The sequence below is a fragment of the Azomonas agilis genome (genome assembly GCF_007830255.1).
GTDB classification, from domain to species: domain Bacteria; phylum Pseudomonadota; class Gammaproteobacteria; order Pseudomonadales; family Pseudomonadaceae; genus Azomonas; species Azomonas agilis.
The window spans coordinates 62,314-81,002 of record NZ_VLKG01000007.1 but is presented as its reverse complement, the minus strand read 5'-3'; the positions used below and the strand labels follow the sequence as shown (position 1 = coordinate 81,002).

21 protein-coding genes are annotated in these 18,689 nt (G+C 50.7%); 2 read left to right on the top strand and 19 right to left on the bottom strand.

Annotation, left to right across the window (positions count from 1 at the left end):
• Positions 1-9: 9 nt before the first annotated feature.
• The 6 genes from LX59_RS10335 to LX59_RS10310 all read right to left on the bottom strand — a co-directional run bounded on the left by LX59_RS10335 (position 10) and on the right by LX59_RS10310 (position 5,998).
• The gene (locus tag LX59_RS10335; RefSeq protein ID WP_144571788.1) at positions 10-279 is read right to left on the bottom strand and encodes a K+/H+ antiporter subunit F; all 270 of its coding nucleotides are present in this window, start codon (positions 277-279) and stop codon (positions 10-12) included.
• Positions 264-761: a Na+/H+ antiporter subunit E gene (locus LX59_RS10330; RefSeq protein WP_144571787.1), complete on the bottom strand. Its 498-nt coding sequence runs from the start codon at positions 759-761 to the stop codon at positions 264-266. Before LX59_RS10330 ends, LX59_RS10335 begins: the two co-directional genes overlap by 16 nt.
• The gene (locus LX59_RS10325) at positions 761-2,266 is read right to left on the bottom strand and encodes a monovalent cation/H+ antiporter subunit D (RefSeq protein WP_144571786.1); all 1,506 of its coding nucleotides are present in this window, start codon (positions 2,264-2,266) and stop codon (positions 761-763) included. The genes LX59_RS10330 and LX59_RS10325 overlap by 1 nt, the downstream gene beginning before the upstream one ends.
• The gene (locus tag LX59_RS10320) at positions 2,263-2,592 is read right to left on the bottom strand and encodes a Na+/H+ antiporter subunit C (protein WP_144571785.1); all 330 of its coding nucleotides are present in this window, start codon (positions 2,590-2,592) and stop codon (positions 2,263-2,265) included. Before LX59_RS10320 ends, LX59_RS10325 begins: the two co-directional genes overlap by 4 nt.
• Positions 2,592-5,381, bottom strand: coding sequence for a monovalent cation/H+ antiporter subunit A (locus tag LX59_RS10315; RefSeq protein ID WP_144571784.1), 2,790 nt, complete (start codon positions 5,379-5,381; stop codon positions 2,592-2,594). The genes LX59_RS10320 and LX59_RS10315 overlap by 1 nt, the downstream gene beginning before the upstream one ends.
• A 155-nt stretch (positions 5,382-5,536) precedes the next feature.
• Positions 5,537-5,998: an outer membrane lipoprotein gene (locus LX59_RS10310; RefSeq protein ID WP_144571898.1), complete on the bottom strand. Its 462-nt coding sequence runs from the start codon at positions 5,996-5,998 to the stop codon at positions 5,537-5,539.
• A gap of 77 nt (positions 5,999-6,075) precedes the next feature.
• Between LX59_RS10310 and LX59_RS10305 the strand changes: the two genes are divergently transcribed.
• Positions 6,076-6,333, top strand: coding sequence for a hypothetical protein (locus LX59_RS10305; protein WP_144571783.1), 258 nt, complete (start codon positions 6,076-6,078; stop codon positions 6,331-6,333).
• Position 6,334: 1 nt separating this feature from the next.
• Here LX59_RS10305 and pdxH read toward each other — a convergent pair whose 3' ends face one another.
• The 8 genes from pdxH to ispF all read right to left on the bottom strand — a co-directional run bounded on the left by pdxH (position 6,335) and on the right by ispF (position 12,972).
• Positions 6,335-6,988, bottom strand: coding sequence for a pyridoxamine 5'-phosphate oxidase (pdxH, locus tag LX59_RS10300; RefSeq protein ID WP_144571782.1), 654 nt, complete (start codon positions 6,986-6,988; stop codon positions 6,335-6,337).
• A 117-nt stretch (positions 6,989-7,105) separates the two neighbouring features.
• Positions 7,106-8,116, bottom strand: a complete 1,011-nt coding sequence (gene rpoS / locus LX59_RS10295) for an RNA polymerase sigma factor RpoS (RefSeq protein WP_144571781.1) — start codon at positions 8,114-8,116, stop codon at positions 7,106-7,108.
• A gap of 102 nt (positions 8,117-8,218) precedes the next feature.
• Positions 8,219-9,037 (bottom strand): peptidoglycan DD-metalloendopeptidase family protein, encoded by an 819-nt coding sequence (locus LX59_RS10290; RefSeq protein ID WP_144571780.1) that lies wholly within the window; start codon positions 9,035-9,037, stop codon positions 8,219-8,221.
• A 60-nt stretch (positions 9,038-9,097) separates the two neighbouring features.
• Positions 9,098-10,015: a polyprenyl-phosphate transporter gene (locus tag LX59_RS10285; RefSeq protein WP_144571779.1), complete on the bottom strand. Its 918-nt coding sequence runs from the start codon at positions 10,013-10,015 to the stop codon at positions 9,098-9,100.
• 14 nt (positions 10,016-10,029) lie between these two features.
• On the bottom strand, positions 10,030-10,710 hold the full coding sequence (locus tag LX59_RS10280) for a protein-L-isoaspartate(D-aspartate) O-methyltransferase (protein ID WP_144571778.1): 681 nt from the start codon (positions 10,708-10,710) through the stop codon (positions 10,030-10,032).
• Positions 10,710-11,459 (bottom strand): 5'/3'-nucleotidase SurE, encoded by a 750-nt coding sequence (gene surE, locus LX59_RS10275; protein ID WP_144571777.1) that lies wholly within the window; start codon positions 11,457-11,459, stop codon positions 10,710-10,712. Before surE ends, LX59_RS10280 begins: the two co-directional genes overlap by 1 nt.
• The gene (truD, locus tag LX59_RS10270; protein ID WP_144571776.1) at positions 11,447-12,502 is read right to left on the bottom strand and encodes a tRNA pseudouridine(13) synthase TruD; all 1,056 of its coding nucleotides are present in this window, start codon (positions 12,500-12,502) and stop codon (positions 11,447-11,449) included. Before truD ends, surE begins: the two co-directional genes overlap by 13 nt.
• Positions 12,499-12,972, bottom strand: a complete 474-nt coding sequence (gene ispF / locus LX59_RS10265) for a 2-C-methyl-D-erythritol 2,4-cyclodiphosphate synthase (protein WP_144571775.1) — start codon at positions 12,970-12,972, stop codon at positions 12,499-12,501. The genes truD and ispF overlap by 4 nt, the downstream gene beginning before the upstream one ends.
• A 164-nt stretch (positions 12,973-13,136) precedes the next feature.
• Here ispF and LX59_RS10260 point away from each other — a divergent pair, with 164 nt between their 5' ends.
• Complete coding sequence (locus LX59_RS10260) at positions 13,137-14,189, top strand: alkene reductase (RefSeq protein ID WP_144571774.1); 1,053 nt, start codon at positions 13,137-13,139, stop codon at positions 14,187-14,189.
• Here LX59_RS10260 and fghA read toward each other — a convergent pair.
• The 5 genes from fghA to eno all read right to left on the bottom strand — a co-directional run bounded on the left by fghA (position 14,186) and on the right by eno (position 18,682).
• The gene (gene fghA, locus LX59_RS10255; RefSeq protein WP_144571773.1) at positions 14,186-15,034 is read right to left on the bottom strand and encodes an S-formylglutathione hydrolase; all 849 of its coding nucleotides are present in this window, start codon (positions 15,032-15,034) and stop codon (positions 14,186-14,188) included. The two genes, LX59_RS10260 and fghA, sit on opposite strands and share 4 nt — an antisense overlap.
• Before the next feature lie 95 nt (positions 15,035-15,129).
• Positions 15,130-16,245, bottom strand: a complete 1,116-nt coding sequence (locus LX59_RS10250) for an S-(hydroxymethyl)glutathione dehydrogenase/class III alcohol dehydrogenase (protein WP_144571772.1) — start codon at positions 16,243-16,245, stop codon at positions 15,130-15,132.
• Between the two features lie 67 nt (positions 16,246-16,312).
• Positions 16,313-17,026 (bottom strand): 2-C-methyl-D-erythritol 4-phosphate cytidylyltransferase, encoded by a 714-nt coding sequence (gene ispD / locus LX59_RS10245; protein ID WP_211354846.1) that lies wholly within the window; start codon positions 17,024-17,026, stop codon positions 16,313-16,315.
• Positions 17,027-17,031: 5 nt separating this feature from the next.
• Positions 17,032-17,310, bottom strand: coding sequence for a septum formation initiator family protein (locus LX59_RS10240; RefSeq protein WP_144571897.1), 279 nt, complete (start codon positions 17,308-17,310; stop codon positions 17,032-17,034).
• Positions 17,311-17,392: 82 nt separating this feature from the next.
• On the bottom strand, positions 17,393-18,682 hold the full coding sequence (gene eno, locus LX59_RS10235; protein ID WP_144571770.1) for a phosphopyruvate hydratase: 1,290 nt from the start codon (positions 18,680-18,682) through the stop codon (positions 17,393-17,395).
• Between the last annotated feature and the right edge of the window lie 7 nt (positions 18,683-18,689).

Sequence of the window (18,689 nt, the reverse complement as noted above, 5' to 3'; positions counted from 1 at the left end):
TATTACTCCCTAATCAATAATATCGCCGTGCAGCAGATGCTTGCTGAAGGCTACCGTACTGATAAACCCAAGTACCGCAATTAATAACGCGGCCTCAAAATACAAAGTTGACTGCTGTTGAATTCCAAGCAAGATAATTAAAGCCAGTGCATTAATATAAAGCGTATCTAAGGCCAGAATACGATCGGGCACATCTGGCCCCATAAAAAGACGCAGCATATTTAAAATGACCGCCACCCCTAATAGTGCGGCACAAAATACCATCACGTAGCCGAGCATCGAAATATCTCCATTAAAGGGGCCTCATAACGCACTTTGATATCGCTAATCAAAGTTTCCGGCTGAGAAGCATCTAGGGCATGAATCAGCAGTTTGGTATGGTCTGCGCTCAGCCCCGCAGAGACTGTGCCGGGCGTTAAAGAAACAACACAGGCCAAAGTAGCTAATAAAAACTCATCCTTAATGCACATAGGTACTTCTATAAAGCCGGGATGCAAGTTCTTCTCTGGCCCAAGAACTAAGCGGGCCACATGTAAGTTAGCCAGTACAACGTCAAAAAAAACTCTAATCACAAACACACATAAACCAAAGGGCTTCTTTAATGGAGGAAGATCCACTAAAAAGTTTCGACATAATATGCAGATGACTGTGCTCAGTATTAGCCCTAATAATATATGCCCCAAGCTCAAAGTGTTGTTAAGTAATAACCACATGAGTGTCAGTAAAAATACTGGAAAGGGTTTAGGCCAGTTAATCGACATCAGGCATCTCCCCGCTTGATTAAATCCAGATAAGGAGCCACATCCAATAGCTGCTCAGCGGTGGCCTGTAAGTAGTGCAATAGAGGATTGGCTAATACCACCAATAAGACACTGGTTAACAACAAGGTTAAACAAGCAATAAACTGTACTTTATCGGCTTTAGGTACTAACACCAGCTCTACTGGATCTTTACTGCGCCAAAAAACTAAACTGCCAGCCCGGCTTAAAACCACCAGTGCTACAAATCCACCGATTAAGAGTATTGGCCATAACATAAAGCGCTGATAGCCTTCTGCTGCTTGCAATAGCATCAACTTACCTAAAAACCCAGAAAACGGCGGTAAACCCACAACAGCAATAGCGGCCATAAAGAATAATGAGCCCAATAATAGGGGCTGGCGTACTGCAGAGGTTGTGATTAAAGCTCCTGCCGCAGAGCCTCGTTGCCTCGCGACCAAGTCAACCAACAGGAACAATCCTCCCATCACCCAAGTGCTGTGCAATAGATAGTAGAGCATGCCCGATAGGCTATGGACGGTTCCTAGTGAGAAGCCCGCTAACAGCGTTCCCACAGACACTATGACTAAATAGGACAACACATGCTGCAGCGAACGAGCAGCCAACAAACCTAGGCTTCCCATGATGATCGTTAAGCCTGCCAATCCCCATAGCCAAGCCTGTGCAAAGTTTGCAATAGGCCCCGCCGAATCACCGAAAATCAAGCTAAATACTCGTAAGATGGCGTATAGGCCCACTTTAGTCATAATGGCGAATAAAGCCGCGACTGGGCCAACAGCCGCTGCATAGGTAGCTGGCAGCCAAAAGTGCAAAGGCAACATCGCAGCTTTGAGGCCAAACACAATCAACAATAAAAAGCCGGCAGCAGCCAATAAAGGGGTCACAGACTCCTCAGCACTGGCCACTCGCCCAGCCAGATCGGCCATATTCAGCGTTCCAGTTACACCGTACAGCAGGCTAATACCGATCAGGAAAATGGCTGAACCCACTAAATTCAGCAGCACATAATGCATTCCGGCTTTTAACTGTGCTCGGCTGTTATCCCAAACCAGCAGAGCATAAGAGGCTATCAGTAAAATTTCGAAGAATACAAAGAGGTTAAACAAATCTCCGGTTAAAAATGCACCATTAATGCCCAGCAGCTGGAACTGAAACAGTGCATGAAAGTTAGGCCCGCTCTCATCCACCCCACGAATGGCATACAGCAAAACCAAGAGTGCTAACACTGCATTAGCCAATAACATTACTGCGGCCAAACGATCTAGCATCAACACAATGCCAAAGGGCGGCTGCCAACCGCCTAAAACGTACAGGCGTATTTGTCCATCTCCCGCTAAATGCAGTAACGCAACGGCAAAGAACAACAGCAGGATGCAGCTAAATACGGACAGGTAACGCTTAGCATTGATCTTCAGGCGATGCCCTAAGACTAAGAAACTACCCACCAACAAAGGCAATACAATGGGCAAAATCAGTAGATGATTCATGGAGTGGGCTCCTGACTATCTACATGATCGGTATTAGATAGCTTAAGGTTGCGCAAAGCTAAGACCAAAACAAAAGCGGTCATTGCAAAACCAATCACAATAGCAGTGAGCACCAAAGCCTGTGGCAAAGGATCTGCATGCTCCGCAACACTGCCAATGACGGCAGGGGCTCCTGAGGTTAGGCGGCCCATAGAAAAAATAAATAGGTTGACGGCATAGGACAGTAACGTCAGCCCCAAAACCACAGAGAAAATCCGCGCCCGCAACACCAAGTACACGCCGCAAGCGGTCATAATCCCTAGAGTAATTGCAAATAAAATCTCCATTATTGGATCTCCTTAGCCAACTCGTCTTGGCCAACGTGGCTGAGGTTAGACAGGCTCAGCAAGGTAGAACCTACCACCACCAAGTACACTCCCAGATCAAACAAAATAGCTGTGGCTAACTCGAACTCTCCAACCCAAGGCCAATGGAAATGTCCAAAGGCCGTTGTCAAAAATGGCTGCCCAAACAACCAGCTTCCCAAGCCGGTTAAGGTCGCCAACAACAGCCCAAAACCGGTTATGGCATGGTAGCTAATGGACTGACGTTTCTGCGTCCAATCCACACCGTGGGCAATAAATTGCAGGATTAATGCAGCGGCAGTAATCAATCCAGCGATAAAGCCGCCACCTGGCAGATTATGGCCACGCACAAAGACGAAGGCCGAGATCAGCAAGGCCAACGGCATTAACATGCGCGAGACCACATCCAAAATCATCGGGTGACTGTCTGAAGACCAAGAACGTCCGCCATAGTCTTTGGTTGGAGGTGCGAGGTGTAATCCATACAGCAGGCCGTAAATACCCAGCCCTGCAATGGCCAATACCGTGATTTCACCCAAGGTATCAAAGCCCCGGAAATCCACCAAAATCACATTCACAACGTTGGTTCCGCCGCCTCCGACTAGGCTATTTTCCAAGAAAAACGGAGCGATACTGTCGTAAGGGCGCGTCAATACGGCATAGACCAACAAGCTCATCATTACACCGCTGCCTATGGCCACTACCCAGTCTCGTAGCCGGCGCAAGCTCGTAGATTCAGCAGGTACCTCATAGGGCATAAAAAATATGGCCAAGATAATGAGAATGATGGTAACCACCTCAACCACCAATTGGGTTAAGGCTAAATCAGGGGCAGAAAAGTAGAGGAAGGTTAAAGAAACCGTCAGCCCTGTTACCCCCAACACAGACAGAGCAACTAAGCGTCGACGATGCAGTACCGCGGCCCCTAAAGAAGTAGCTATCAAAATCAGCATACCTAATATCATGGGTGCATCAGGCGTTGTATGGGGTATAGAACCCACCCAAGACTTTAAAGGAGCCGTGGCAACGATCACCACAACTAACATACTGACCAACACAATACTCAGATAACGCTGTAAGGAACCATTCTCTAAACGCTGATTAACCCAAGTTGCTGTTTCCACTACTGACTTTATGCATTGCTCAAAAATCTGAGTGGTTTCTAAACGAGGCAACCCATAAAACCAAGTGAACAAAACATTTCTTAAGAAGTAAATAACTAAGCCACCCAACAGAGCTAAAAGACTCATCAATAAAGGCAGATTAAAGCCGTGCCAAATAGCCAAACTGTATTCAGGGATTACCGTATTCAAGCTCGCTTGGGCGGCTGTCGCTAATAAAGGAGCTACGGTATAAGCCGGTAATATCCCTACCAACAAACACAGCAACGCCAAAACCTCGACCGGAATTCGCATGTAGCGGGGTGGTTCGTGGGGCGGATATTTAGGCAGATCAATGGTGCGGCCGTTAAAAAATACGTCATGGACAAAGCGTAAAGAGTAGGCCACTGAAAAAGCACCCGCCATAGTAGCCAACACCGGAATTACCCAGAAAAAGCTACCGAGTAAATCTTGAGTCAATGTCTCTGCAAAGAACATCTCTTTACTTAAGAAACCGTTTAGCAACGGAACCCCAGCCATCGCCAGCGAAGCCACCATAGCCAAGGCGGCTGTATGGGGCATATAACGCCAAAGCCCCCTGAGTTGGCGCATATCCCGTGTGCCCGTTTCATGATCAATAATACCGGCCGCCATAAACAGAGAAGCTTTAAAGGTGGCATGGTTGATAATATGAAACAGAGCGGCCACATTCCCCATAGAGGAATCTAAACCGAACAACAGGGTAATTAATCCCAAGTGGCTGATGGTGGAATAAGCCAATAAACCCTTCAGATCATGCTGAAAGAAGGCAAGCAAAGCACCAATCAACAAAGTTATAAGCCCTGTCAAAGACACTAAGTAAAACCAAATTTCAGATTGAGCCAACGCGGGATATAACCGAGCCAGTAAAAAAACACCCGCTTTTACCATAGTAGCCGAGTGCAAAAAGGCAGAGACTGGCGTTGGAGCAGCCATAGCCCGAGGTAGCCAGAAGTGAAACGGAAACTGGGCCGACTTGGTAAAAACCCCGAGCAAAACAAAGATCAGAGCCAAGGGGTAGAGACTGTGTGCCCGAATAAGATCCCCAGATTGCAGCACTACCGACAGCTCAAAACTGCCAACGATATGGCCAATCAGCAAGATTCCAGCAAGGAGCGCTAATCCCCCCCCACCGGTCACTGCTAAGGCCATCCGAGCCCCTCGCCGGGCCTCTTGATTGTGGCTCCAAAACCCAATTAATAGGAAAGAAGATAGGCTAGTCAGCTCCCAAAACATCAGCATTAAAAGAAGATTTTCAGAAAGCACGACCCCCAGCATAGCGCCCATAAACATCAAGAAAAACGCGAAAAAGCGCTCAATCGACTCATGCTCAGACAGGTAATAGCGGGCGTAGAGTATTACCAACAAACCTATCCCTAAAATGAGCAGTCCAAACAACAGACTTAAACCATCTAAACGCAGAGCTAGATTCAATCCTAACTGAGGCAACCAAGGGAGATGGGTTACGTAGGTTTGCTCCTCAAAACTCCCCCACTGCCCTAATAGAACACACAAAGCTACGGCAGGAGCACAGGCGGCCCCCAACGCACAAGCAGATCGCCCCCGCCGTCCCCACCATCGGGAGAGACCAATCCCAAGGAAGGGCAATAAGATAATGAGTAACAACGCCATGAAAAACTCCCTAAATCGCCCCAGCACCCAAAAGCTTGAAGAACAAGCAAAAATGGGGCCGCTTATTGGGTAAGTCAAATCAGTGGCGTATTAATTAACACATACGTCAAGGGGGTTACTATCGATAAAGAATTTTAAAATATGAGCAAGAACGATCAGTAAGGGATCACGCGACTGGTTCCTTGCACCGTCAAAATACGAACGCGCTGGGAAACCCGAAACACTTGGTCAGGCTCTACCTGCTGAACATAGGCTCTGGTAACCCCATCATCCTCTAACACCATAATTTCAACGCCTTGCGTACGAGTAACCCCTTCTTCCGCAGCAGCTCCTAACAGCCCCCCCGTAACAGCTCCCACCACGGAGGCAACTGTACTGCCCCGCCCCTGCCCCACATTACTGGCAGCCACACCACCGATTACAGCTCCTGCTCCAGAACCGACAATCGACTTAGTTCCCTCAATCTGAACAGGCCGCAACGAAACAATAGAACCCAATCGCACTGTTTGCACCGACCTAGCCTCAGAGCGGCTGTAGGTCTCCCCGGTCAAATCAGAAGTGCATCCAACTGATGCAAGCAAAAAAATAATGCACAACAACCGCTCTAAAACACGCATCAGGCTACTCACATCAAATAATTCGTCAGCAATTTTTGTCATCCTACAGCCCTCATAACGGGAGTAAGTGTTTCCACATGGACTACATCATCATTACCCTCACGCTCCTCATCGGCTTGCTATTTCATACTTGGTTATTTGTTCGCTTCAAACGGTGGATGGATCGAGATCAAGCGCTTATTTTAGCCAACGGTGATCCCAAAAAGCGCGCTTGGGTACTTAAGCAACTGCAAGAAGCTAAGCGGCAAAAGATCCAATACCGTGACATCCCTCGCTGGCTTGAGGAGCGCAAAAAGCAGCCTAGTTTAGGTTCTGCAGAAACTAAACTCAGCTAAATTAAGGGGCTAGGCGCTCTCGCACCCAAAGTGTTTCTCCCTCGGGGCGACGGTAATTAAGGCGATCGTGCAAACGGTTAGATCTGCCTTGCCAAAATTCTAAGCGATCTGGCAACAAGCGATACCCACCCCAATGTGGTGGGCAATGTGGAGGCTCTGCTAAAAAGCGCTGCTCCGTTTGCAAGACTAAGTGTTCTAACTCTGCCCGATCACGCAGCACACGACTTTGTGGGGATGCCCAGGCACCTAGGCGGCTCCCTAAGGGTCTCACTTGATAGTAAGCTTCAGAGTCTTCGGGGCTGACGCGCTCTACTCGTCCTTCAATACGTACTTGGCGCTCTAAAGTCGGCCAGAAGAAGGTCATGGCAGCATAAGGGGTATGCTCCAGTTGTTGCCCTTTGTCGCTTTCGTAATTCGAAAAAAACGTAAATCCCCTAGAATCCAAAGCCTTCAACAGCAAGACTCGACAATGGGGCCGACCTAAAGCATCTACGGTTGCAAAGGTCATCGCATTGGCTTCAACGGGCTCTTGCTCTGTTGCCATAGCCTCAGCAAACCATTGCTCAAACAGGCTAAAAGGCTCATTCGGAGCCTGTGCCTCAATCAAACCATCACGCGTATAATCACGACGCATATCCGCCAAAGAGCGCTTCATAAATAACCCCTTATCAGTAAAACTGATAACAGCTTATCGAGTTACAGAGCGTTCTGCTTGATTCAGCACAGCAAAGTGCTCCAACTATTAGCGCCCTTGGCGAGCTTTAGCACAATCTTATTGAAATAGGGCCTCACTAGACAGCCCATTGCGCTCCAAAATGCCTCGTAAGCGTTTTAATGCTTCCACTTGAATCTGCCGCACGCGCTCCCGAGTGAGGCCAATATCTTGGCCAACTTCTTCCAAAGTTGCACTCTCATGACCACGCAGCCCAAAGCGCCGAATCACTACCTCACGTTGCTTTTCAGACAGCTCTGATAACCACTGGTCAATGCTGGCCGAAAGATCATCATCCTGTAGCTGTTCGCAGGGATCAGAGGAATGCTCGTCTGTTAGGGTATCTAGCAGTGTTTTATCCGAATCTGGGCCAAAGACGGCATCAACGGATGTAATGCGCTCATGCAGTCCTAACATGCGCTTGACCTCGCTGACGGGTTTTTCCATCAACTGAGCAATCTCTTCAGGCCTTGGCTCATGGTCTAACTTTTGAGTCAATTCCCGAGCAGCACGCAGGTAAACATTGAGCTCTTTAACCACATGGATGGGCAGACGAATGGTGCGCGTCTGATTCATGATTGCCCGCTCGATGGTCTGACGAATCCACCAAGTGGCATAGGTAGAAAAGCGGAAACCGCGCTCCGGGTCAAATTTCTCAACCGCCCGAATCAGCCCTAAGTTACCCTCCTCAATCAAGTCGAGTAGGGTTAGGCCGCGATTTAAGTAGCGCCGAGCAATTTTCACCACAAGGCGCAAATTACTCTCGATCATCCGCTTACGCCCCAGCGGATCACCTTTTTGAGCAAGGCGGGCGTAATGAACTTCTTCAGCGGCACTTAGGAGGGGCGAAAAACCAATCTCGCTAAGATACAACTGTGTGGCATCCAAAGACCGGCTGTTATCAATAGCGGGCCTTGGTGTCCGAACTCCATCCTGTCGCTCGACAGGCTCATGCGTACTTCCAAACGGGTGGCCTGTTTGGCAATCCGGCACGTCCAAAAAGTCATCAGACTCCATGAACAATACCGCATCGTCCAGGTCAAACTCCGGCGCTTCTTTCTCGAGTGCCATTATTCTTATCCCCTGCTGAGTTCGACATAAGCTCGGGGTAAAAACCCTATCCCTAGGGCACGATCCGAGCTTATTTATAGAGCTGGAGCGTAAACAACGTGATCAACGGCTAGGCAAATACTCTAACGGATCTACAGGCTTTCCTTGACGGCGAATCTCAAAATGTAGCTTTACTCGGTCAGTGCCTGTGGATCCCATTTCGGCAATAGTCTGTCCTGTTTTGACCTGCTGTCCTTCCCGCACCAGCAACCTCTGATTATGACCATAAGCGCTTACAAAGGTATCGTTGTGCTTGATGATGATCAGCTCACCATAACCTCTAAGCCCACTACCAGCATATACAACCGTACCATCACCAGCAGCTAGGACAGGCTGACCTAATTGCCCAGCAATATCAATCCCTTTATTCAAACTTCCGTTTGAAGAGAAACGACTGATTAAGGCACCCGTGGCAGGCCAAGCCCAACCGGAAGCTGAGGCTTTACCTGCTACCGGGGTTGTAGTCACTACAGGCACCACCGGAGCGACTGGAGCTACAGAGGTAGGTGCTACATTAGGCCGCACTGTAGTAGGGGAAGCAGAAGCTGCAACTGTAGGTTGCGGCGCTATAGTACCTGAGCCCCCATCAAATCGAAGCTGCTGTCCCGGATAGATCACATAGGGAGGCTTTAAATTATTGGCCTGTGCAAGATCTTTCCAATCCCAACCATAACGAAAAGCAATACTCCACAACGTATCGCCTTGCCTAACGGTGTGTGCTCCAGTGGTTACCCGCTCCTTTTGCTCAGTAACGGTTGAAACACTTTCAGAAGGAGTGCTAGAGCAGCCCGCTAGCGTTAAGGTCAAAGCACAAAGGGCTAGCAATGGCTTAGAGAAAAGGCTCCGACAAAATCGATGTCTGATTATAACTGTGAGGTTCAACGCTCACTCCTAACTAAGTCGATAAGCAATTATTATGTTTTAGACTCTGTTGTTTGCAGCCTATGCTTTTCTGCTGGCAAGGTAGTCTAAAACCAAAACCAAGGCTGCCCCTATCAAAGCCAACATAATAGCCCAGATGAGCAGAGCATCCTGCCCTGTTAATGCCGTGTAATGATCCGGCCATAGATTTTGCTGTAGCAGGGGCACTTTTTCTCCTGAAATTTCTTGCCAGCTTAGGGTTTCTTTCCAAGGCCAGATCTTGTTAAGCGAACCTAACATCAATCCTGTCAGAAACATCAAAACAGCGTCGTGCCAACGATTAAGCATCCAAATAAGAATGCGGGAAAAACTCATTAATCCCAGCACACAGCCTGAGATAAAAACCAGCAAAATGCCAACTTCTAGGTTTTTAATGGCTGACAGCACCACTGGATAGAGGCCCAGTAAAACCAGTACAAAGCTTCCAGAAATTCCCGGCAACAGCATGGCACAGATAGCGATATAGCCGGCAAAAAATAAGCTCAAATACCCCTGATCTACAGCTATAGGAGGAGCTTGCGTCACCCAATAGGCTAAGATGCTGCCCAGTGCAAAAAGAAAAATACTGGATACCTTTATTTTTTCTCGAACTTCACGAGCAATGAGATAGACCGAAATCAACACCAGCCCAAAAAAGAACGACCAAATAAAAATAGGATAAGTATCTAATAAATAACTAATCAGTTTGGCAAAAGAAAACACACTGGTTAGGACACCTGCAAAAAGTACGACTAGAAAATTTGCCTGCGCACTCTGCCAAGCCATTTTCAACTGTCCTTGCAACAATAGCCGCAAAGCCCGAGGTATAGCGGCTAAGGCTTGTAACAACTGATCGTAGATACCACTAATAAAGGCGATGGTTCCTCCAGAAACACCGGGAACAACATCTGCCATACCCATGGCTATACCCTTGGTATAGAGCAGGAAGTGCCGTTTCACACAAACCTCATTGCCTAAAGAATAACTGAACCGTTCAACAGGGGCACAAAACGCACGCCTCCCAAACACTGCTGTGAAAACCCAGAGGACTCGCGTGTGATAAGCATGAGTTGCTGCAAAGAGCCTATACCTACGGGAATCACCATTCGCCCACCCAAGGCTAATTGATCCAACAAAGCGGCCGGAACTTCAGCCGCCGCTGCCGTTACCAAAATCCCATTATAGGATGCTAAAGCGGGCCAACCTTCCCAGCCATCTCCCCAACGAAACACAGCATTGCGTATCCCCAATAGCTGTAGACGCTTTTTAGCTCGATCTTGCAAGCTCTGTATGCGCTCTACAGAAAACACCCGCTCCACCAACTGAGCTAATACAGCTGTTTGATATCCAGAGCCTGTGCCTATTTCCAATACTTTATCCAAAGGCCCAGCAGCCAACAGAGTTTCCGTCATGCGGGCCACGATATAAGGCTGGGAAATACTTTGATTATGCCCTATGGGTAAGGCGGTATCGTCATAGGCTCGATTAGCCAGAGCCTCGTCAATAAACATATGACGCGGGGTATGGCGCATCACCTCCAGCACTTGAGAATTTTGTATTCCCTCATCCATTAAGCGCTGAATCAAGCGATCTCGTGTACGCTGGGAAGTCATCCCAGCGCCACGCAACAGTGCATGGTGGTGATGCCGATCCATTACAGCAAATCCTTCAGTGGCTGCTTCAGCCCTTCAAATGCCTCCTGAAAGCTTCGATCCAGTCGTAGCGGAGTAACGGACACATAACCTTGCATAATGGCGTGAAAATCTGTTCCCGGCCCACCATCTTCCACATCACCAGCCACAGAAATCCAGTAGCCTTTTTTACCACGGGGACTGGTTTCACAGACGGGTGGGGGCGTGCGCTGGCGATGCCCTAAACGGGTAAGACACACGCCCCGAATACGTTCTAAAGGCAGGTTAGGCACATTGATATTTAATACGGTACGGGCTGGCAAATCGGCGTTGGCCAAGCGATCAACCAATAAACGAGCCATATGGGCAGCCGCTGAAAGGTTATCGGTTTGCCGCGAAACCAACGAAAAGGCGAACGCAGGTTTTCCACTAAAGCGTCCTTCCAAAGCCGCGGCTACAGTACCTGAATACAGAACATCATCCCCTAGATTGGCACCTAGATTAATCCCAGATACCACTAAATCGGGCGGAAACTCCAACAACCCATTGGAGCCTAAATACACGCAATCGGTAGGCGTTCCATTCAAGCCAATAAAACCGTTGGGCATTTCGACAGGGTACAGTGGACTGTCCAAAGTCACAGCGCTGCTCACACCGCTCATATCCTGAATCGGCGCGACCACGGAGCACTCAGCATAATCTGCTAACGCATCGTACAGTGCTGCCAGCCCGGGAGCGTAAACCCCATCATCATTAGAGATTAGAATGCGCATGTCATATCCATTGGTTCTACCAAATTGACCAACTCCCGCACCACCACAGTGGCAAAGCATCCGGCGGGTAGAACGAAGTTCAGTTGCAAGAGATCAGGCTGGGGATAATGCCATGACAGCTTACGAATGGGGAGGCGCAAGATTCGGCGCTCCTGAGTCAGTCCGGCTTCTGCTAACCATTGGATCAAACCAGAATGAGCATCAAGACCATGATCTAGCTCTTGCTGTAAGGTGTCCTCTAAGCTACTGGGTAAATCCTTACCCCACAAGGGGCCGGTAGGATGTAGCTCCAAAGCAGCCAAGCGAGGGTCTTGGCAATCAGCCTGTGTAGCGGCGAAAAAACTGTGGCTATCGGTGAACGACAATAAATCACCCGGCCGTACCTGATTCCAACTCCCCTCAGCCACTCGCTGGGCCAGCAGTCGATTAAACAAATAGCTGCGCGCCGCAGATAACACTCGTGAACGCCGACTCCGCTGTTCTGGGAAACTACCTTGCTCAGCCCAATGCAGAGCCTCCAGCAGGTTGTTACCCTCGAAACCAAAACGCTGCATACCAAAGTAGTTGGGAACGCCCTGTTGTTGCAGCAGCGTGCAACGTGCGTCCATCCAACCGGCTGGAGCGCTGCATTGGGTCAAACGCAGGCTAAATCCGTTGGCGGAATGGGCTCCTCGTTGCAGCTTACGACTGTGGCGCACGGCGTTTAGAATACGCAGGCTATCATCCTCAGCGCCACACAAATCAGGATCAGCTTTTCCGGGTAGATGCAGGCTAAACCATTGCCGCGTTAGGGCTTGACGATCTTTAAGCCCTGCAAAACTCACAGCCTTAGCCGATATACCCGCAGCACGTGCTAACCGACGGGCGGCTTCCTCCGTATTTAGCTGACGTTTTTCTACCCACAACCACAGGTGCTCACCCATGCCCGATAAGGGTATATCCAGCACTTCATCCACCTGAAAGTCTTCAGGGGTTGCCTTGAGTACTGCCTGACCGCAAGGCTTGGCATAAGCCAGTGGCCCTAATAATTCGAGTTCAGTCATTGAGCTAACAACAAAGCAACAGCATGTACCGCAATGCCCTCTTTACGTCCAGTAAAGCCTAGCTGTTCGGTGGTTGTGGCTTTCACATTCACCTGTTGCAGACTGATCTGCAAATCTTCTGCAATGCGTTGGCGCATTAGTTCAATATGTGGGGCCATTTTGGGGGCTTGGGCCACGATGGTGGCATCTACATTGCCCACAACCCAACCTTGCTGCTGTACTAAGGCTAATACATGGCGCAGTAAAGCCCGGCTATCCGCACCTTTATAGGTCGGATCGGTATCGGGAAAATGGCGACCGATATCCCCCAAGGCGGCTGCTCCTAACAAGGCATCGCTCAGGGCATGTAACAGCACATCACCGTCAGAATGGGCGATCAATCCCGCCGTATGCGGAATCTGTACGCCGCCCAAGGTAATAAAGCTGCCATCGCCGAAGCGATGAACGTCGTAGCCGTGGCCGATACGCATGGTGAGAAGTGCCCAGAAAGCCGAATTGACGCGCGCATTCTACCCCAGTCCGAGCGAATCGACCTTATCAATGGCTATCATCAGATGAATCAATGCCGAAGATTCTGTGCGGCCTTTATAGTGCATACACCTGTGGTTACCGATACCCCTTTTAGGAGTTTGCCATGCCAACACTCTTTGACCCCATCACGCTGGGCGAGCTGCAACTGGCCAACCGCATCATCATGGCCCCCCTAACCCGCTGCCGAGCGGAAGGCCGGACTCCCAACGATAATATGGCCAAATACTACGCTTTACGGGCTGAGGCTGGCTTGATTATCAGCGAGGCTACAGCCGTCACCCCTATGGGCGTGGGCTATCCAGATACGCCCGGTATTTGGTCAGCCGATCAAATTGAGGGCTGGAAGAAAGTTACAGAAGCGGTACAGGCCAAGGGTGGCAAAATCGTGCTGCAACTCTGGCATGTAGGGCGTATCTCCGACCCTATATACCTGAACGGTGAATTACCAGTAGCACCCAGCGCTATTGCAGCCGGAGGCCATGTCAATCTGGTGCGTCCGCAAAAGTCCTTTGTCACCCCACGTGCGCTGGAAACTACCGAAATCGCGGGTATTGTCGAAGCCTATCGTCAGGGTGCAGAGAATGCTAAGAAAGCCGGTTTTGATGGGGTAGAAATTCATGGGGCCAACGGCTACCTGCTGGATCAGTTCCTACAGGACTCCACCAACCAACGCACTGACCTCTATGGGGGCTCCATCGAGAACCGTGCCCGTTTAATGCTAGAGGTCACTGATGCCGCCATTTCAGTTTGGGGCGCTGGGCGTGTAGGCGTACATCTGTCACCCCGTGCTGATTTGCACAGCATGGGCGACTCCACCCGCGCAGAAACCTTCAGTCATCTGGCCCGTGAATTGGGTAAGCGCAAAATCGCTTTTATCTGCACCCGCGAAAGACCGGATACAGACAGCCTCAGCCCACTACTGAAAGAAGCCTTTGGCGGCCCCTACATCGCTAACGAGCGCTTTACCCAGGGGCAAGCCGAAGAATGGGTCGAAACCGGCAAAGCCGAAGCCGTGGCTTTTGGGGTGCCTTTTATCGCCAATCCTGATCTGGTAGAACGCTTCCGCCGTAAATCAGCACTGAATGAAGCCCGCCCCGAAAAGTTTTACACCCCCGGAGCAGCAGGCTATCTGGATTACCCGCTACTGCCTGTTTAAGGCTGTTGTTGCTGGAGCGCCTGTGCATGGTATCGCAAGTGCTCCTCAATAAAGCTGGCCACAAAGTAGTAACTGTGGTCATAGCCGGGTTGTAAACGCAGGGTCAGCGGATAATCAATGGCCTTAGCCGCTGCTTCCAAAACCTCCGGTTTCAACTGATCCTGCATAAAGCCATCCTGCTCACCCTGATCGACCAAAATCGGCAGCCGCTCCGAGGCTTTAGCCAGCAGCAGACTGGCATCCCAATCATTCCAACAGGCTCGATCCTCACCTAAATAGCGGGAAAACGCCTTTTCCCCCCAAGGGCAATCACTGGGATGGCTAATGGGAGAAAACGCTGACACCGACTGATAGCGCCCCGGATTGCGCAAAGCACACACCAAAGCACCATGCCCTCCCATAGAGTGGCCGGAAATACCGCGCTGATCCGTTACGGGAACCTTAGCCTCAATGAGAGCCGGTAGCTCATGCACCACATAGTCGTGCATTTGGTAGTGCTTAGCCCAAGGCTGTTGGGTAGCATTAAGGTAAAAGCCTGCGCCCAAACCAAAATCCCAAGCGCCCTCAGGATCGCTTGGTACACCGGGGCCGCGAGGGCTGGTATCGGGGGCGACTAAAATCAGCCCTAACTCTGCCGCCCAGCGTTGGGCTCCCGCCTTCTGCATAAAATTTTCGTCAGTACAGGTCAGGCCAGACAACCAATACAGTACCGGCAGCCTTTGCCCTTGCTCCACCTGGGGCGGCAGGTAAACAGCGAATACCATTTCGCAATTTAACACCGCTGAGTGGTGTTTATAGCGCTGATGCCAACCCCCAAAACTCTTATTACTGGACAGTAACTCCATTAAAGCCCCCATGAGCGTAAAAAGAGGCCAGAAAGCTGAAGGCTGGACGAAAAAGCCCCCTCGTTCAGCCTCAAGCCTTCCGCGCTGTTAATTCCTTAGAAATGAATAACGGTGCGAATACTTTTGCCTTCGTGCATCAAATCAAAAGCCTTGTTGATGTCCTCCAAGCCCATGGTGTGGGTGATAAAGGTGTCCAGCGGGATTTCACCCTTTTGGGCTTTCTCCACATAGGAGGGCAACTCGGTACGACCGCGCACTCCACCGAAGGCACTGCCACGCCATACACGGCCCGTCACCAACTGGAACGGACGGGTGCTAATTTCCTGCCCTGCACCGGCCACACCGATGATGGTAGATTCACCCCAGCCCTTATGGCAGCACTCCAGCGCCGCCCGCATCAATTGTACGTTGCCCACGCACTCGAAGGAGTAATCCACGCCGCCATCGGTCAGCTCGACAATCACTTCTTGGATTGGCTTATCGTAATCCTTGGGATTGATGAAATCCGTAGCACCCAGCTCTTTAGCCACCTCGAACTTAGCGGGATTAATATCAATAGCAATAATCCGGGAAGCCTTAGCCATCTTCGCCCCAATAATGGCCGCCAAACCAATGCCACCCAAACCAAAAATGGCCACGGTAGCGCCTTCCGTTACCTTAGCAGTATTCAGGACTGCGCCGATGCCGGTGGTCACACCACAACCCAGCAGGCAGACTTTTTCTAGGGGGGCATCTTGGGGGATTTTGGCCAGAGAAATTTCCGGCAATACGGTGTATTCGGAGAAGGTAGAGCAGCCCATATAGTGATAAATCGGCTGCCCTTGATAGGAAAAGCGCGTGGTGCCGTCGGGCATCAGACCCTTACCCTGAGTGGCGCGCACCGCCTGACACAGGTTGGTTTTGCCGGATTTACAGAACTTGCACTCACGGCATTCAGCGGTATACAGCGGAATCACATGATCGCCCACCGCCAAAGAGGTCACACCCTCACCCACCGCCTCCACAATACCGCCGCCTTCATGACCGAGGATGCAGGGGAATACGCCCTCGGAGTCTTGACCGGACAGGGTATAAGCATCGGTATGGCACACGCCGGTGGCGATGATGCGTACCAGTACTTCACCTTTTTTCGGCGGCTCGACATCGACTTCAACGACTTGCAAAGGTTGGTTAGGGCCAAAGGCCACTGCCGCGCGGGATTTAATGCTCATAAACTAGGACTCAATGCAAAAACAAGAGTCTAATCTACCGCCTTTCATAATCGCCAACGCCTAAGCTTCAATCAGCAGCCTGTGAACAGGATTGCAGATGGCTCAACCAGAGTAAATCCTCGGGGCGAGTGACCTTTAAATTATCTGCTCGGCCTTCAATCAAACGTGGGGCAAAGCCCGCCCACTCCATCGCTGAAGCCTCATCCGTAACCAAATATCCTACAGCCAAAGCCTGCTGTAAGGCTTGGCGCAGAACTTTGAGACGAAACATCTGCGGCGTATAAGCCTGCCAAATCACTGAGCGGTCTAAGGTTGCCTCCACTCGCCCATCGGCTCCGGCCTGCTTTAGGGTATCGCGGGCCGGAACGGCTAATAGTCCACCGACAGGATCATCCGCCAGTACCGACAGCAAGCGATCCAAATCCACTCTAGCTAGATTAGGACGGGCCGCATCATGCACCAACACCCAATCCTCTGCGGCGGCTCCAGAATACTCCAAAACCAACAAAGCATTGAGTACCGAATGTGCGCGCTCTAAACCACCGGGAGCCCGGCGAATACGTCTATCATGGCTACAGGCCAGATGCGGCCAATAAGGATCTGTTTCTGACAGGCTGACCACCACCCCAAGCAGCTTGGGATGATCTAAAAAGCAGTCTAAGCTGTGCTCAAGGATGGTCTTTTCGCCTACGCGCAGGTATTGCTTAGGCCGATCGGCCTGCATACGACTGCCCACACCGGCGGCGGGAATCACACACCAAAAGGAAGGGATTTGAGACAAGCTACTCACTCGGTCATCTGATACAGAGTCTCGCCCTGCTTGACCATGCCCAACTCGTGGCGAGCGCGCTCTTCCACGGTTTCCATCCCCTGCTTAAGCTCCATCACCTCAGCTTCTAGCAAGCGATTACGCTCCAGCAAGCGCTCGTTTTCGTCCTGCTGCTCAGAAATTTGTTGGGTCAAGTCTACCACCTGCGCCAAACTACCCTCGCCTACCCATAAGCGAAACTGTAAACCGACCAGCAATAGAATCAGTGCGGGAAACAGCCAGAAGTGGGATTTCAGCATTCAGGGCACCCATCAAGCACAGAAGTTTGCCAGAGCTGCCCCAAAACCAGAGCAGCTCAGCGCCAAACACGTTAGTCAATCAACCACGGAACTCGGCACGGCCCTTATAAGGCGCTTTACTGCCCAGTTGCTCTTCAATACGCAGCAGTTGGTTGTACTTAGACACGCGATCGGAGCGGCACAGGGAACCGGTTTTGATCTGACCCGCCGCAGTACCGACTGCCAAATCAGCAATGGTGCTGTCTTCGGTTTCGCCGGAGCGGTGGGAAATCACAGCAGTGTAACCGGCCGCCTTAGCCATTTGGATGGCCTCCAGGGTTTCGGTCAGAGAGCCAATCTGGTTGAACTTGATCAGAATGGAGTTGGCAATGGATTCATCAATGCCGCGCTTCAGAATCTTGGTGTTGGTCACAAACAGATCGTCGCCGACCAACTGGACTTTCTCACCGATCTTGTCGGTCAGCGCTTTCCAGCCCGCCCAATCAGACTCATCCATACCGTCTTCGATGGAGATGATCGGGTAACGCTGAGTCAAGCCAGCCAGATAGTCGGCAAAACCCTCGGCATCAAACACCTTACCTTCGCCTTCCAGATCGTACTTGCCGTCTGTGAAGAATTCGGAAGAAGCGCAGTCCAGAGCCAGAGTCACGTCTTCGCCCAACTTGTAACCGGCATTAGCAACGGCTTCAGCGATGGCAGCCAGTGCGTCTTCGTTGGAAGCCAAGTTGGGCGCAAAGCCACCCTCGTCACCCACAGCGGTATTCAAGCCGCGTTTTTTCAGTACGGCTTTCAGGTGGTGGAAAATTTCCGCACCCATACGCAGGGCTTCAGCGAAGTTTTTCGCGCCAACGGGCTGTACCATGAATTCTTGGATGTCGACGTTGTTATCCGCATGCTCGCCACCGTTGATGATGTTCATCATGGGAACGGGCATGGAGTAAACGCCGGGCGTACCGTTCAGGTCTGCAATGTGGGCATACAGCGGTACACCTTTAGCCTGAGCCGCTGCTTTAGCGGCGGCCAGCGATACGGCGAGAATGGCATTCGCACCCAGCTTGGCTTTATTTTCAGTGCCGTCCAGCGCGATCATGGCCTGATCCAGCGCTTTTTGATCCACAGGGTCTTTACCCAGCAGCAGCTCGCGAATGGGGCCATTAACGTTGGCGACGGCGGTCAATACGCCCTTGCCCAAGTAGCGGCTCTTGTCGCCATCACGCAGCTCCAGTGCTTCACGGGAGCCGGTGGAAGCACCGGAAGGCGCACAGGCGCTGCCGATGATGCCGCTATCGAGAATTACATCGGCTTCTACAGTGGGATTACCACGGGAGTCGAGAACCTCACGGCCCTTGATGTCGACGATTTTTGCCATGCTTTTA

Excerpts from the sequence above, each read along its gene's own strand:
- LX59_RS10335 (WP_144571788.1), bottom strand. The coding sequence starts at position 279 with ATGCTCGGCTACGTGATGGTATTTTGTGCCGCACTATTAGGGGTGGCG.
- LX59_RS10330 (WP_144571787.1), bottom strand. The coding sequence starts at position 761 with ATGTCGATTAACTGGCCTAAACCCTTTCCAGTATTTTTACTGACACTC.
- LX59_RS10325 (WP_144571786.1), bottom strand. The coding sequence starts at position 2,266 with ATGAATCATCTACTGATTTTGCCCATTGTATTGCCTTTGTTGGTGGGT.
- LX59_RS10320 (WP_144571785.1), bottom strand. The coding sequence starts at position 2,592 with ATGGAGATTTTATTTGCAATTACTCTAGGGATTATGACCGCTTGCGGC.
- LX59_RS10315 (WP_144571784.1), bottom strand. The coding sequence starts at position 5,381 with ATGGCGTTGTTACTCATTATCTTATTGCCCTTCCTTGGGATTGGTCTC.
- LX59_RS10310 (WP_144571898.1), bottom strand. The coding sequence starts at position 5,998 with ATGCGTGTTTTAGAGCGGTTGTTGTGCATTATTTTTTTGCTTGCATCA.
- LX59_RS10305 (WP_144571783.1), top strand. The coding sequence starts at position 6,076 with ATGGACTACATCATCATTACCCTCACGCTCCTCATCGGCTTGCTATTT.
- pdxH (WP_144571782.1), bottom strand. The coding sequence starts at position 6,988 with ATGAAGCGCTCTTTGGCGGATATGCGTCGTGATTATACGCGTGATGGT.
- rpoS (WP_144571781.1), bottom strand. The coding sequence starts at position 8,116 with ATGGCACTCGAGAAAGAAGCGCCGGAGTTTGACCTGGACGATGCGGTA.
- LX59_RS10280 (WP_144571778.1), bottom strand. The coding sequence starts at position 10,710 with ATGGATCGGCATCACCACCATGCACTGTTGCGTGGCGCTGGGATGACT.
- surE (WP_144571777.1), bottom strand. The coding sequence starts at position 11,459 with ATGCGCATTCTAATCTCTAATGATGATGGGGTTTACGCTCCCGGGCTG.
- truD (WP_144571776.1), bottom strand. The coding sequence starts at position 12,502 with ATGACTGAACTCGAATTATTAGGGCCACTGGCTTATGCCAAGCCTTGC.
- ispF (WP_144571775.1), bottom strand. The coding sequence starts at position 12,972 with ATGCGTATCGGCCACGGCTACGACGTTCATCGCTTCGGCGATGGCAGC.
- LX59_RS10260 (WP_144571774.1), top strand. The coding sequence starts at position 13,137 with ATGCCAACACTCTTTGACCCCATCACGCTGGGCGAGCTGCAACTGGCC.
- fghA (WP_144571773.1), bottom strand. The coding sequence starts at position 15,034 with ATGGAGTTACTGTCCAGTAATAAGAGTTTTGGGGGTTGGCATCAGCGC.
- LX59_RS10250 (WP_144571772.1), bottom strand. The coding sequence starts at position 16,245 with ATGAGCATTAAATCCCGCGCGGCAGTGGCCTTTGGCCCTAACCAACCT.
- eno (WP_144571770.1), bottom strand. The coding sequence starts at position 18,682 with ATGGCAAAAATCGTCGACATCAAGGGCCGTGAGGTTCTCGACTCCCGT.